Origin of the sequence: Qipengyuania marincola (assembly GCF_029688625.1) — a bacterium.
Taxonomy (GTDB): Bacteria; Pseudomonadota; Alphaproteobacteria; order Sphingomonadales; family Sphingomonadaceae; genus Qipengyuania.
On record NZ_JARULC010000001.1, the window covers coordinates 774,578 to 788,197 of the forward strand.

Here is a 13,620-nt window from a genome sequence, read left to right on the forward strand (position 1 = left end):
GCCGTGCGAAGTCGAGACAGGATGGCTTGCAAAGCGCGAACCAGCATTACGTGACCCACCGGTCACTCTGGTGATGCCGAGCGCACTGCATCGCAGAAGGCGCGGATGCGACCGGCGTCCTTGACCCCGGGTGCACTTTCAAGCCCACTCGAAGCATCCACCAGCGGCGCGCCTGTCCGTGAAATGGCATCGGCCACATTGTCCGGATTCAGCCCGCCCGCAAGGCCCCAGGGGATGAAGGGCGTCCAGCCGTCTAGAAGATCCCATTGAAACGAGACGCCATTGCCTCCCGGCAGGCTTTTCGCCGGAGCATCGAACAGCACGCGATCGCAAACACCCACGAACCGGCGAGAGCGTTCCAGCGAACCGTGGTCGCGTAATCCTACCGCACGCCAGGTCTCGATTTTCAGGTTCTGGCGTTGCGCGGCCATCCAGTCGATGGTCTCGCTGCCGTGGAACTGGACGATATCCGGCTTAATCGCCACGAAAGCACGCGCCAATTCCTCGCCCGTCATGGCAACCGTGACCATGACCACCTTCACCGTAGCGGGCACGCGAGCGCGCAATTTGGCGGCGTCCTCAAGGGGGACGTGCCGCGGACTTTTTTCGTATTGTACGAGACCGACGTGGGTCGCACCCGCGTCGATCGCCGCGTCCATGGTTTCAGGCGTGGAAAGCCCGCATATCTTGATCTGCGTTTTCATGGTGTCTTACAGCGTCGCCTCGATTTCACGCGCTGCCTGCACTGGGTCTTCGGCACGGCTGATCGGGCGGCCGATCACCAGCACGCTGGCTCCGTCGTCGCGTGCCTGGCGGGGCGTAACGACACGCTTCTGGTCGCCGGCGGCGCTGCCGGCCGGGCGCAGGCCGGGGACGACGAAGAAGCCATCCTTCCACTGGCCGTGCACGGCCTTCACTTCCTGTCCTGAACAGACGATGCCGTCGAGCCCGGCGTCGTGCGCCAGGTCGGCAAGCCGCATCACGTGATCATGCGCGCTTCCCTGAATGCCTGTGCGTTGAAGATCGCGGTCGTCCATGCTGGTCAGCATCGTGACACCCACGACCTTGGTATGCTCGGCTGCCGCGGCCTTGGCATCCTCCAGCATAGCGCGGCCGCCGCTCGCGTGGACTGTCACTATCGATGGCTCCAGCACATGGATGGCTTGCATGGCGGCGGCGACTGTGTTGGGAATGTCGTAGAGCTTGAGGTCGAGGAAGATCGGCAATCCCAGCTGCCCGATCATGTGGACGCCATGGGCGCCGTGGGCGCAGAAAAATTCCAGCCCGAGCTTGATCCCGCCGACATGACCCTTGACTCGGTTGGCAAGCTCGATCCCTTCGCGCAGGCGCGGAACATCGAGGGCAAGATAGACTGGATTGGTCATTGCGGGGTCTTCGGTTCCGGATCGACAGGATTGGCCGGTTGCGGCGGGCTGTCCGCCCGCGGCGTGGCGGCGGCTGGCGCAGTTGACGCGGCGGTCGGCGTATCGCTTTTCGGCGTTGCGAGCCGCGTCGTTGCAGCTTCGAGGGCATTGACCCGGCGCGTCATCCGCCATTTCGCCGTCCGGTGCACGAGCCACATCGGAATGAGGCCGAGCAGGAAGGCGACGATGACCAGGGCGGGAAGCTTGGTTTCAAGCACGATATTCGACCAGATCTGGACCTCGACCGGTTTCCAGTTGAAGAAGCTGAAGGCCAGCAAGGCGAACAGCAGCAAGACCCAGACTATAGTGCGGACGATCTGCATGGCGTTATCGGCTCCCCAACTGTCTTTTCCGCTGTGCTAGGCCGGGCAAGCGCGCCCGTCTAGGCCAAGCCGTCAGCCGAACACCCGCGCGAACACCGTGTCGACATGCTTGAAGTGGTATTCGAGATCGAAGCGCTCTTCCAGTTCCTCCTCGGTCAGAGCGGCGCGCACCTCCTCATCCTGCTTGAGCAGGTCGAGCAGCATCAGGCGGCCATCCGATTCCCACACCTTCATCGCATTGCGCTGGACCAGGCGATAGGCATCCTCGCGGCTCACACCGTTCTGGGTGAGGGCGAGCAGCACGCGCTGGGAATGGATCAGGCCGCCCATGCGGTCCATGTTCGCCTGCATACGTTCGGGGTAGACGAGCAGCTTGTCGACCACGCCAGTAAGGCGCGCGAGGGCGAAATCGAGCGTTATAGTCGCGTCCGGCCCGATGAAGCGCTCGACCGAGGAGTGCGAGATATCGCGCTCATGCCATAGCGCCACGTTCTCGAGCGCGGGCAGGGCATAGGCGCGGATCATGCGCGCCTGGCCGGTCAGGTTCTCGGTCAGGATCGGATTGCGCTTGTGCGGCATCGCGCTCGATCCCTTCTGGCCGGGGGAGAAATACTCCTCGGCCTCCAGCACTTCGGTGCGCTGGAGATGGCGCACCTCGACCGCGAGGCGCTCGATGCTGCCCGCGATGACGGCGAGCGTGGAGAAATACATGGCGTGGCGATCGCGCGGGATGACTTGGGTCGAGACCGGTTCGGGCTTGAGGCCGAGCTTCTCGGCGACATATTCCTCGACACTCGGATCGATATTGGCGAATGTGCCGACCGCGCCGCTGATGGCGCAGGTCGCGATTTCCTCACGCGCGGCGATGAGCCGGGTCCTGCAACGGTCGAACTCGGCATAGGCTTGCGCCAGCTTCAGGCCGAAAGTGACCGGCTCAGCATGGATGCCATGGCTGCGACCGATCGTGGGCGTGTATTTGTGCTCTTCCGCGCGGCGCCTGATCGCCGCCAGCAGATCGTCGAGATCGGCCAGCAGGATATCGCTCGCGCGTGCCAGCTGCACGGCCAGTGTCGTGTCGAGCACGTCGGAGCTGGTCATGCCCTGGTGCATGAAGCGCGCTTCCTCGCCCACGTTCTCGGCCACCCAGGTCAGAAAGGCGATGACATCGTGCTTGGTCACCGCTTCGATCGCATCGATCGCCTCGACGTCGATCTTGGGATCGGTTGCCCACCAATCCCACAGCGCCTTCGCGGCGCTCTTCGGCACGACGCCGAGATCGCCCAGCTTTTCGGTCGCATGCGCTTCGATTTCGAACCAGATGCGATACTTTGCTTCGGGCTCCCACAGGGCAGTCATGTCGGGGCGGGCGTAACGGGGGACCATGGGCGGGGCTCCGGTTTGGAATGGCGGCAGGTTGCGCCGCAGCCGCTAGGCGCGCGCGGGAGCGAGCGCAAGCCTGAGCCATTGCGAACCGCAGAGCCAACTCAACTCGAAAATTACGATGAACCGTTTTCTTTCATCGATATTCGGTTGGCTTTCAGGGGAAGTACACTTAGGCTGCGTCGCAAATATTGCTTGGGGGAAATTCTTGTGAAAGCTGCCTTTTATTGCGCTGTCGCGCCGTTGGCCGTTCTCGCCGCGCCTGCATGGGCCGGCGATACCGTCCAGTTCGAGGCCGCTCCCGAATGGGTCGCCCCGCTCGATTTCGACGCGGCAGTGGCAGAGGGCCACGAAATCATCCTGTTCGATCGTCAGGTGAGGCTCGAGGATGGGGTCGTGCTGCGGTATTCCGACGTCGCTTACGACATTCGCAGTGCCGATGCGCTTTCGCGCCTTGGAACGCTGCAGTTCGCGTGGCTTCCGGACAAGGGCGACCTCGTTATCCACCGGCTCGAGATCGTTCGCGACGGCAAGGTCATCGATCTTATTGCCGATGGGATCGAGCATGAGGTGATCCGGCGCGAGACCGAGCTCGAGCGCCGCACCGTCAATGGCGCGCTGACGGCTCTGTTCAAGATCCCGGGCCTCAAGGTCGGCGACATACTGCGTTTCGCGAGCAGCACGACCAGCCGCGATCAGGCTCTCTCCGGTGAGGTCCAGTCTACAGAACTGCTCACAGCCGAACCGACCCAGCTGGGCTTCGGGCGTTTGCGCATGTCATGGCCGAAGGACTCCTCGATCAGCTACGCCATGCTGGGCGATGCTCCGGATCCGACCATCGGCGATGATGGGAGCTTCAAAACGGTCGAGGTCATTCTCCCGATCGACAAGGTCGAGGAGGTGCCCGACGATGCGCCCGGTCGTTACAAGGTAAAGCCCGCGATCCAGGTCGGCAGCTTTGATAGCTGGGCCGATGTCGCGTCGGTGATGGCCCCGCATTATCGCACCGAGGGCAGTATCGCGCCCGGCAGTTCGCTGGCCGCCGAAGTCGGGCGCATCCGCGCGGCGAGCGACGATCCGCTGACGCGCGCCGCCTTGGCCCTGCGTACGGTGCAGGACGAGATCAACTATCTCATGAACGGCATGGACGGCGGCAATTACCTGCCGCAGTCACCATCCGAGACCTGGTCGCTGCGTTACGGCGATTGCAAGGCCGAGACGCTGCTTTTGATGGCGATGCTGCATGAGATGGACATCGACGCCGAAGCGATGCTGGTGAACACCGGCAATGGCGACGCAGTGTCCGTCTCGAAGCCGCTGCCGGGGGCCTTCGACCATGTCGTCGTCCGCGCAACCATCGCTGGCGAGCACTACTGGCTCGACGGCACCAGCGCGGGCACGCGTCTGGCGACCATCCGCGAAGTGCCGAATTTCGACTATGCCCTCCCAATCCGTGCCGAAGGTTCCGATGTAATCGCGCTCCAGCAGCGCTGGCCCGGCTTCGCCGACCGGACCTTCCGCATCACATACGACCTCAGCCGCGGGGTCGATTTTCCCGCGCTCTACGACCTGGAAGTCGAAACGCGCGGCGTCCTGGCTGCGCGCATGGCGGCCAAGGCAAGCGAGAGCGATCCGAAACTCGTGCTCGCCCATGCGCAGAAGTTCACCGAAGATCTGTTCGAAGGCTTCGTCTACGATGCGTCCTACAGCTACGATCCCGATGCAGGAATTGGCATGCTGCGCGCCAAGGGGATGCTGAACGAAGGGTTCGGCATCGAACGCGATGTCGCTACGCACAAGATCTACACGTCCACGACGAACTGGGCGTTCGACCCGGATCGTGCCCGCGCGGCCTGGCGCGACATTCCCTACAAGGTCGGCGGACCGATGACCACCGCGGAGGAGGCGACCTTCCTGCTTCCCGACGGCGGCAAAGGAGTCGAGATAAAAGGTTCGGGCGATCTGGTTTCGCAGGTCGTGGCCGGCACGAAATTCGAGCGCTCGCTCACGATGACCGGCGGCACGGTACTGGTGAAGGATTCGGCCAGCTACATTCCCAGCGAAATCGCTCCTGCGGATATTCCCGCAGCACGTGCTGCCATGCGGGCCATGGCCAGCGCCGATCCGGAAATCCGCATCCAGTCTCCCCGCCGGTCATGGGAACTGAGCGATACAGAGATCGGCGAGCGGGCCGATGGGCTCATGCCGTCCGCCCAAGCTCTGCTCGATCTCTATCCGGAGCAGGCGAGTTTCCACATCCTGCGCGGTTCGCTGAAGATGGTGGGTCGCGACTACGAGGGGGCGCTGGACGACATCGACGAGGCGATCGCTCTCGAGGGCACGGCAGAGGCCTATGAGCTCCGGGCGAACGCACTCAATCTCCTCGGCCGCTTCGACCAGGCTGCCGAGGCCTATCGCGTAGTCTATGAACTGACTGGCGAAATGGAGAAAGGCGCAGCTTACGCCATGGCGCTTTCGCTTGCCGGACGGGCCGACCAGGGCTTGGCCGTGCTGGACGCAATCGACGTCAGCGGCGAGGAGCGTGCGACACTGGCGCAGATATTCGCCGAAATCGCGGGCAACACGGATCGCAGCCAGGAAGGCTGGACCATGCTGGAAGAAGCGCTGGCGGACCGTCCGGGCGACGAGAACCTGCTCAATTCACAGTGCTGGTTCATGGGCACTTGGAACTACCGCGTCGACGACGGGGCGGAGCTGTGCGACCGCTCGGTAAAGGCGAATGGCTACAGCGCCGCCGCGCTCGACAGCCGGGCGCTGGTCTATCATCGCCTCGGCCGCATGGATGAAGCCCTGGCTGATCTCGATGCGGCGCTGAACAAGGAGCCGTCGCAGGCGGCGAGTCTTTACCTGCGCGGCCTCATTCGGCTGGAGCGCGGGCAAAAGAGCGAGGGAAACACCGATATTCTCTACGCCACGCGCCTGTCGCCCGATATCGCGGCGCGCTACGAAAGGTACGGGTTGAGTCCGAAGCGCTGATCGCCCGGATTTGCCGGGGGCGGTCAGATAAGCCCTTTGGCACGCAGCGACACATGACCGCCGCGTCCAATGATGACGTGGTCATGGACGGTGACGCCGAGTAATCGGCCGGCTTCGGCGATCCGCTGGGTGATCTGGATGTCGGCGCGGCTTGGTTCGGGATTGCCGCTGGGGTGATTGTGCACGAGGATTAGCGCGGTCGCGCCGATATCGAACGCCTTGCGGATCACCTCGCGCGGGTGGATTGCCGCCTCGTCGATCGACCCGTCTCCCACATGGTGATCGAGGATCAGCCGGTTCTGGGTGTTGAGATAGAGCACACGGACGCGCTCGACCGTCAGATGCGCCATATCGACCGCAAGATAGTCGAGCAGGGCCTGCCAACTGCCAAGCACAGGCTTGTCTTCCACCATCCCCCGCGTCATGCGCCGCGCCGCGAGGGCGACCGCATGAAGTCCTGCTGCGCTCGCCTCGCCCATGCCCTTGACCTGCCGCAGCGCACCGACTTCTGCGTTCAGAACGGCGGAGAGCGAGCCGAAATGGTCGATCAGACGCTTGGCGACCGGCTTCGTGTCGCCCTGCCGGATGGCTGCGAAAAGCAGATATTCGAGCAGCTCGTAATCGGCCAGCGCCTCGGGACCGCCGCCAACCAGTCTCTGGCGCAGTCGTTCGCGATGGCCGTGGCCATCATGCGTGCGCGATGATTTTCCGTTTTGCGACACCGATGCCCCCGACCCGTCGTATCAATTACTTGCATTGCCTTTGTCGTTTCATCGGCGCAAGTGTGCGCCGATGGCAGACGCTGACGGCGGGACTGGGGACGAGTACGCGACGCGGGCAAAAGCGCCGCGCCCTCGCTGGCGCAAGAAGCGCTGGATGGTCCCCGCCAGCATGGTCGTCCTCGCCTCGACTGCCTTGGCGATAGCCTGGTTCAGCCGTTACGACATTGCCGAGAACGTGATCGCCGACCAGCTCGCCGAATACGAGCTCGATGCCACCTATGATATCGAGCGGATCGGCGGGCGGACCCAGATCGTCAGCGATCTGGTGATCGGCGATCCGGAGGCGCCGGATATGACCGCCGAGCGAGTGATCGTAAGCCTGCGTCACAGGCTGGGGCTTCCGGAGATTGCGTCCGTCACTCTCGTCCGCCCGCGCATTTACGGTAGCTGGCGCGATGGCACCTTGAGCTTCGGCGCGCTGGACAACGTTCTCTATCGCGAAAGCGATGCCCCGCCGGGACTGCCCGAGTTTGATGTGCGGATCGTCGACGGGCGGGGGCTCATCGAGAGCGAATTCGGTCCCATCGGGATCAAGGCCGATGGGGCCGGTCGCCTGAGCGATGGCTTCGACGGGGTTCTTGCCGCGACTGCCCCGGAATTGCAGGTTGCAGGGTGTGCGACCTCCGGCGCCACCGCCTATGGCGACATCACGACGCGGGCGGGCGCGCCTTCCTTTGCCGGGCCTCTGCGTATCGGCCGCTTCGTATGTGCGGACAGCGGTGTTGCGCTTGCGGACTATACGTTCGAGCTCGACGCAAATCTCGATGACGAACTCGGAAATCCTGATGTCAGCGCTCGTGTCGATGGCGGGGCAACGCGCTATGCGGACTATGCCGCCTCCGCCATGACCGGCACGGTGCGGGCGAGCCTGCCCGATGACGGCAGGGCCGCAGCACTGCGGTTTTCCCTGGTCGGACGCGGCGTCGAGAGCCCCCAGGCGCTGGCGGCACTCCTGTCGGTCGAGGGGCAGGGCCGCTTGAGCACCGATCTTGAGCGCATCCAGATGGAGGGGCGGATCGAGGGCAATGGCCTGCGTCCCGGGGAACAGGTCACGGCAGGGCTGGGTTCGCTGGCAACGACTGGGCAGGGCACGCTGCTCGAGCCGCTAGCTCGCCGGATGGCGACAAGTCTTGCCGCCAAGACCCGCGGCAGTGCGCTCGAGACGGATTTCCGCCTGCGCCGCAACGAGGGCCGGCTGTCCCTGCTCCTGCCGAGTGCCGAACTGACCAGCGGAAGGAACGAGCGGATCGTCTCGCTCTCGCGCTTTTCCTATGTCGCAGATGGCGATGGCGTTCCGCGGCTATCCGGAAATATCACGACTGGCGGCAACGGGCTGCCGCGCATCACGGGTCGCATGGAGCAGTCCGGCGACGGGGCATCGGTCTTTCGCCTGTCGATGGAGCGATATGCAGTGGACGATTCTGCGCTCAGAATACCGCGCCTGTCCATTGTGCAGTCGGCGAATGGTGCTGTTCGGTTCGCCGGGCAGGTCGAGGCGAGCGGGCCTCTGCCCGGTGGATCGACTTCCAACCTTCGTGTGCCCGTGGATGGCACCTGGCGGCCCGATGGCCGGCTTGCGTTGTGGAATGCCTGCACGCCTGTCGCTTTCGACATGCTCGAGCTTGCCAACCTGCGCTTCGAACGCCGGGGCCTGACGCTCTGCCCGCCGCGCGGACAGCCGATCCTGTCCACCGGCTCGGGCGGGCTGCGGGTCGCGGCAGGAACGACCGATCTCGATCTTGAGGGGTTTCTCGGCGAGACGCCGATCCGGATTGCCAGCGGGCCGGTCGGCTTCGCCTATCCGGGCGTCATGACGGCGCGGTCGCTGGATGTTGCGCTGGGCCCGACCGATACCGCCAGCCGCTTCCGCATTTCCGACCTTACCGCCCGTTTCGGCGAGGATATTGCTGGTAAATTCGCCGATGCCGAAGTGCTTCTGGATGCGGTTCCGCTGGATATTCGCAATGCGTCTGGCGATTGGCGCTATTCCGACGGTCGACTGGCCCTCGATGGGGGCGAGTTCCGGCTGTTCGATCGCGCAGACCCCGACCGGTTCGAGCCGCTGGTCGCGCGTGACGCCAGCCTGACCCTCGTCGACAATCGCATCGATGCCGAGGCATTGCTGCGCAATCCGGAGACCGACCGGGTCGTTACCAACGTCGAAATCCGTCACGATCTGTCGACCGGTGCTGGCTATGCCGACCTCGATATTCCCGGGATCCAATTCGACGATGCTTTGCAACCGGATGAATTGTCGCGGCTTGCCTTGGGCATAATCGCCAATGCCGATGGTGTGGTTACGGGAACGGGCCGCATCGATTGGGCCGAAGATGGCGAGGTGACCAGCAGCGGGCGCTTTTCCTCCGATGATCTCGATTTCGCAGCGGCATTCGGTCCGGTCGAGGGGGCCAGCGGGACGATTGAATTCACCGACCTGCTCAATCTCACCACCGCACCCAGCCAGACCCTGCGCGTGGCATCGATCAATCCGGGCGTCGAGGTGCTCGACGGCGAAGTCAGCTTTTCGTTGCAAGATGGGGAGTTGCTGGCCGTAGAGGGCGGAAGTTGGCCATTCATGGGCGGCCGTCTGATTCTGCGCGACGTCGACCTCAATTTGGGAGCGAGCGAAGAACGGCGCTACATCTTCGAGATCGTCGGTCTCGAGGCGCAGCAGTTCGTCGCGCAGATGGAGCTCGAGAATATCTCGGCCACCGGCAGCTTCGACGGCACAATACCAATCGTTTTCGACGCCGCGGGGAACGGCCGGATCGATACGGGCGTGCTCATTTCACGCCCGCCCGGCGGCAACGTCTCCTATATCGGCGAACTGACCTACGAAGACCTTTCGCCGATCGCCAATTTTGCTTTCAACGCTTTGAAAAGCCTCGATTACACCCAGATGCGCGTGGTGATGGAAGGGCCCTTGACGGGCGAGATCGTCACCCGGGTGCGGTTCGACGGAGTCAGCCAGGGCGAGGGGGCGGACGGAAATTTCATCACCAAGCGGCTTGCCGCGCTGCCACTCCAGTTCAGACTGAACATTCGCGCACAATTCTACCAGCTGCTGACCAGTCTCAAGTCGCTCTATGATCCGGCGGCCGTCCGCGATCCCCGCGAGCTCGGCCTGCTGTCGGATGATGGCCAGCGGCTGTTGCGGCGCAGCATCACCGGCGAAGAAGCCGAACCCGAGATCGAACCGGACGATGTAATCCCGGAGGAACAGACCATTCAGGAGCAGGAAAGCGAGGAAGCGCTATGAAAAGCGGATATTTGACGGGCCGCCCGGGCGCTGCGAAGACTCCTTCGACACAGGGAGACAGGGCAATGGGCGGCACGAAACGGATTGCGGCGGGATTGCTCGCCTCGCTCACCTTGGCAGGATGCATCACGGTGAATGCACCCGAAGAGCCGATCGTGATCGAGCTGAACGTCAACATCCGGCAGGAAGTGATTTATCGCCTCGCCGAAGATGCGGGCAACACGATCGAAGAGAACGCGGATATTTTCTGATGGGTGACAAGATGACCAAACGAATTTCGAAGGGACTGCTGACCGGGATTGCGGTGGCCACTGCCATCGGCGGCCTCGCCGCACCCGCCTTCGCCCAGCGCGATCCCGCCTATGCCGCGGCCCGTTCTGCCGGGCAGGTCGGTGAGAAGATGGATGGGTACCTAGGTATCGTCGTGGCGGAAACGTCGGATCTGCGCCGCCTGGTCAACGACATCAACATCAAGCGCCGTGCCGTTTACGCAGAGCGCGCCAAGGCGAACAACGCAACGCTTGAAGAATACGCGCTCACTGCCGGTTGTCAGGCCATTGCCGCCACATCGCCGGGCGAGAAGTATCAGGCGCCCGACGGCAGCTGGCAAACCCGCACCAGCGCACCACCCATTCGGGATTCGCGCTGCCCGTAAGTGCCGGAACGCTCTGGTTCAGGATCGCCCCGTGGCCGGAAGCGGTTGCGGGGCGATGTTTTTGGCCAACTGAGCGCGATAACCGGGGCCTCGCGTGTTGACTCCCCAAAGCCCCCCTTCTAAGGGGGCGGCGCCCTCGGCGGGCAAGTCCGTGCCCGTGCCGCGCAACCCCCTTACAAGGAGCCTGGCATGAGCGACGACAAGCCTGCACGAGAGCCCATCGATGAGGATGCGCGGATTGACGCGCTGGAACAACGGCTCAATGCCGCCCAGCAGCGCGAAAGTCAGCGTAACCAACCGAAAATGTCGGGCGCGGACGATAATTATCGTTCCGGAAACCGGGTATTGGCGGATCTTCTCGGGGGCATACTCGGCGGTGCGGTGCTGGGATGGACCGTTGACTGGTTCGCCGGCACCTCGCCCTGGGGTCTGTTGGTCGGGTTGTTCCTCGGAATAATCGTGGCTTTCAGGAACATTATCCGCGCGGCAAACAAGCGCCCCGATGAATAATCCCCACACGGGATTTCGGGGCGTTGTTTATAGGATGTAGGGACTTTCAGACGTGGTAGCCGAACCGGCCAAAGTCGATCCGATGAAGCAGTTCGCGATCGAACCGATCGCAGGAACGCAGGGCTGGGAACTCGCCGGCTTCAACATCGCCTTCACCAACAGCGCGATGTGGATGCTGGTCACCACCGTCGTGCTGTTCCTGTTCGTGCTCGGCGGAATGAAGCGCGAGCTCGTTCCCGGTCGCTGGCAGATGATGGTGGAAACCTTCACCGGCTTCATCGACAACATGCTGGAAGCGAACATCGGCAAGGAAGGGCGCAAATATGTGCCTTATGTCTTCAGCCTGTTCATGTTCATCCTGATTGCGAACCTGCTTGGCCTGCTGCCGCTTGGTCTGGTCGGAATCCACCCGTTCACCTTCACCAGCCATTTCACCGTAACCGGCGTGCTGGCGATCATCAGTTTCTCGATCGTCCTGCTGGTTGGCTTCTGGAAGCACGGACTGCACTTCTTCAGCCTGTTTGTCCCGCATGGCACGCCGATCGCGATGGTGCCGGTGATTGCGCCGATCGAGTTCATCTCGTTCATGGTGCGTCCCTTTAGCCTCGCACTGCGGCTCTTCGTCGCGATGATGGCAGGTCACGTGCTGCTCAAGGTGCTGTCGAGCTTCGTGATCGACGGAACGAACGCGGGCCTCGGTTTTGGCGCCCTCGTGGGCCTGCCGAGCTTCATCCTGATGATCGGCATCAGCGCCCTCGAAATTCTGGTCGCAGGCATCCAGGCATATGTCTTCGCCCTGCTGACCTCGCTCTACATCAACGATGCAGAGCACCTTCACTAAGTTTTCAACTCAATTACCTGTTTTCCCAAAGGAGTTTGTCATGGAAGTAGAAGCTGCAAAGCTGGTTGGTGCCGGTCTCGCTGCAATCGGTGCCGGCATGGCCGCCATCGGCGTTGGTAACGTCTTCGGCTCGTTCCTCGAGAGCGCGCTGCGCAATCCCGGCGCGGCCGACGGCCAGCAGGGCCGCCTTTTCATTGGCTTCGCCGCTGCCGAACTTCTCGGCCTGCTGGCGTTCGTCGTTGCCATGATCCTGATCTTCGTCGCCTAAGACGAACCGGATCCATACGGTCGGTCGGGGGCACCCTCGACCGGCCGCCTGAATTCAGCGCACCCGCTAATCGAGAGCTGACATGCCACAGATAGCACAGCTAGCCGAAACATGGTCGAGCCAGGTCTTCTGGTTGCTGATCTTTTTCGGCATCACCTTCTTCGTCATCGGCCGGGGGATGGTCCCCAAGGTTATGAACACGGTCGCCGAGCGCGACTCGCAGATCGCCGGTGACCTTGCTGCCGCCAAGGCCGCACGCGATGCGGCCGATGCGCAGGAAGAAGCCTGGCGGGTGAAGGAAAACGAGAACCGCGCTGCAGCGCAGGCAATCGTTGCCAAAGCAAAGGACGAAGCGGCGGCCAAGTCCGAAGCCAAGCTGAAGGCGGCGCAAACCCGCCTCGACAAGAAGCTGGCCGATGCTGAGCTTCGTATCGCCGAGGCGCGGACCGCCGCACTGACGGAAGTTGAATCGGTTGCCGTCGAAGCCGCGCAGGACATCGTCGCCACACTTGCGGGCGTGAAGGTGACCAAGCCGACCGCCGCCAAGGCTGTTAAGGAGGCCATGACCCATGGCTAACCAGCCCCAGCCACTGACAACCGGTGAGCCCGAGGCGATCGTCGAAGTCGACGCGGGTGCTGCCAAGCACAGCGAACCGTCGCTCTGGGGCCTCGAGCCTTACCAGTGGGTGTCGGTGTCGATGTTCGCCCTTTTGCTGATCGCGTTCTTCGGCGCGAAGGTTCACAAGACCATCGCTGGCGGCCTCGACAGCAAGATCGCGGCGATCAAGGAGCAGCTCGACGAAGCCAAGCAGCTTCGTGCCGAAGCCGAAGCCCTGCGTGACGAGTATGCCGGTAAGATCGCCAGCGCCGAAAAGGATGCCGAAGCGATGCTGGTCAACGCCCGGCACGAGGCCGACGCCCTGCTTGAAAAGGCCGAAGCCGACAGCAAGGCGATGGTCGAGCGCCGCAAGCGCATGGCCGAAGACAAGATCGCAGCAGCCGAGCGCGAGGCGGTCGAGGACGTCCGCAACCGCGCAGTCACGGCCGCGACGCAGGCGAGCCGAAAGCTCATCGCCGAAAAGCACGATGCGGACGCCGACCGTGCTCTGGCCGACAAGGTCATCGCCGGAATCTGATCGGCCGTGGGCCATTGGGTACGAAGAGGGCGGTCCGGCGGGCCG

The 13,620-nt window shown here is 63.3% G+C and carries 14 protein-coding genes; 9 read left to right on the forward strand and 5 right to left on the reverse strand.

Going from position 1 to position 13,620, the window contains the following annotated elements:
• Positions 1-62 precede the first annotated feature (62 nt).
• The 4 genes from P8Q88_RS03865 to purB all read right to left on the reverse strand — a co-directional run bounded on the left by P8Q88_RS03865 (position 63) and on the right by purB (position 3,130).
• Positions 63-704, reverse strand: a complete 642-nt coding sequence (locus P8Q88_RS03865) for a phosphoribosylanthranilate isomerase (protein ID WP_278322502.1) — start codon at positions 702-704, stop codon at positions 63-65.
• A 6-nt stretch (positions 705-710) separates the two neighbouring features.
• Entirely contained in the window at positions 711-1,385 is a 675-nt protein-coding gene (gene pyrF / locus P8Q88_RS03870; RefSeq protein WP_278322503.1) for an orotidine-5'-phosphate decarboxylase, read from the reverse strand.
• A complete protein-coding gene (locus P8Q88_RS03875; protein ID WP_278322504.1) occupies positions 1,382-1,747 on the reverse strand; it encodes a DUF1049 domain-containing protein in 366 nt (121 codons plus the stop codon). Before P8Q88_RS03875 ends, pyrF begins: the two co-directional genes overlap by 4 nt.
• A gap of 72 nt (positions 1,748-1,819) precedes the next feature.
• The gene (purB, locus tag P8Q88_RS03880; protein WP_278322505.1) at positions 1,820-3,130 is read right to left on the reverse strand and encodes an adenylosuccinate lyase; all 1,311 of its coding nucleotides are present in this window, start codon (positions 3,128-3,130) and stop codon (positions 1,820-1,822) included.
• Between the two features lie 207 nt (positions 3,131-3,337).
• Here purB and P8Q88_RS03885 point away from each other — a divergent pair, with 207 nt between their 5' ends.
• Positions 3,338-6,124, forward strand: a complete 2,787-nt coding sequence (locus P8Q88_RS03885; protein ID WP_278322506.1) for a DUF3857 domain-containing protein — start codon at positions 3,338-3,340, stop codon at positions 6,122-6,124.
• A gap of 23 nt (positions 6,125-6,147) precedes the next feature.
• Here the strand turns inward: P8Q88_RS03885 and radC are convergent, their stop codons facing one another.
• On the reverse strand, positions 6,148-6,846 hold the full coding sequence (gene radC / locus P8Q88_RS03890; RefSeq protein WP_278322507.1) for a RadC family protein: 699 nt from the start codon (positions 6,844-6,846) through the stop codon (positions 6,148-6,150).
• Between the two features lie 70 nt (positions 6,847-6,916).
• Between radC and P8Q88_RS03895 the strand changes: the two genes are divergently transcribed.
• The 8 genes from P8Q88_RS03895 (at position 6,917) to P8Q88_RS03930 (ending at position 13,575) form a co-directional block, all read left to right on the forward strand.
• Positions 6,917-10,165 (forward strand): intermembrane phospholipid transport protein YdbH family protein, encoded by a 3,249-nt coding sequence (locus P8Q88_RS03895; protein ID WP_278322508.1) that lies wholly within the window; start codon positions 6,917-6,919, stop codon positions 10,163-10,165.
• Between the two features lie 65 nt (positions 10,166-10,230).
• Complete coding sequence (locus P8Q88_RS03900; RefSeq protein ID WP_278322509.1) at positions 10,231-10,416, forward strand: YnbE family lipoprotein; 186 nt, start codon at positions 10,231-10,233, stop codon at positions 10,414-10,416.
• An 11-nt stretch (positions 10,417-10,427) separates the two neighbouring features.
• Positions 10,428-10,820: a YdbL family probable chaperone protein gene (locus P8Q88_RS03905; protein WP_278322510.1), complete on the forward strand. Its 393-nt coding sequence runs from the start codon at positions 10,428-10,430 to the stop codon at positions 10,818-10,820.
• A gap of 189 nt (positions 10,821-11,009) precedes the next feature.
• Positions 11,010-11,330, forward strand: coding sequence for an AtpZ/AtpI family protein (locus tag P8Q88_RS03910; RefSeq protein ID WP_278322511.1), 321 nt, complete (start codon positions 11,010-11,012; stop codon positions 11,328-11,330).
• A gap of 82 nt (positions 11,331-11,412) precedes the next feature.
• Positions 11,413-12,171: a F0F1 ATP synthase subunit A gene (locus P8Q88_RS03915; protein WP_278322766.1), complete on the forward strand. Its 759-nt coding sequence runs from the start codon at positions 11,413-11,415 to the stop codon at positions 12,169-12,171.
• A 40-nt stretch (positions 12,172-12,211) separates the two neighbouring features.
• The gene (locus P8Q88_RS03920; RefSeq protein ID WP_040964046.1) at positions 12,212-12,439 is read left to right on the forward strand and encodes a F0F1 ATP synthase subunit C; all 228 of its coding nucleotides are present in this window, start codon (positions 12,212-12,214) and stop codon (positions 12,437-12,439) included.
• Between the two features lie 82 nt (positions 12,440-12,521).
• On the forward strand, positions 12,522-13,016 hold the full coding sequence (locus P8Q88_RS03925; protein WP_278322512.1) for a F0F1 ATP synthase subunit B family protein: 495 nt from the start codon (positions 12,522-12,524) through the stop codon (positions 13,014-13,016).
• Positions 13,009-13,575, forward strand: a complete 567-nt coding sequence (locus P8Q88_RS03930; RefSeq protein WP_278322513.1) for a F0F1 ATP synthase subunit B family protein — start codon at positions 13,009-13,011, stop codon at positions 13,573-13,575. Before P8Q88_RS03925 ends, P8Q88_RS03930 begins: the two co-directional genes overlap by 8 nt.
• Positions 13,576-13,620 lie beyond the last annotated feature (45 nt).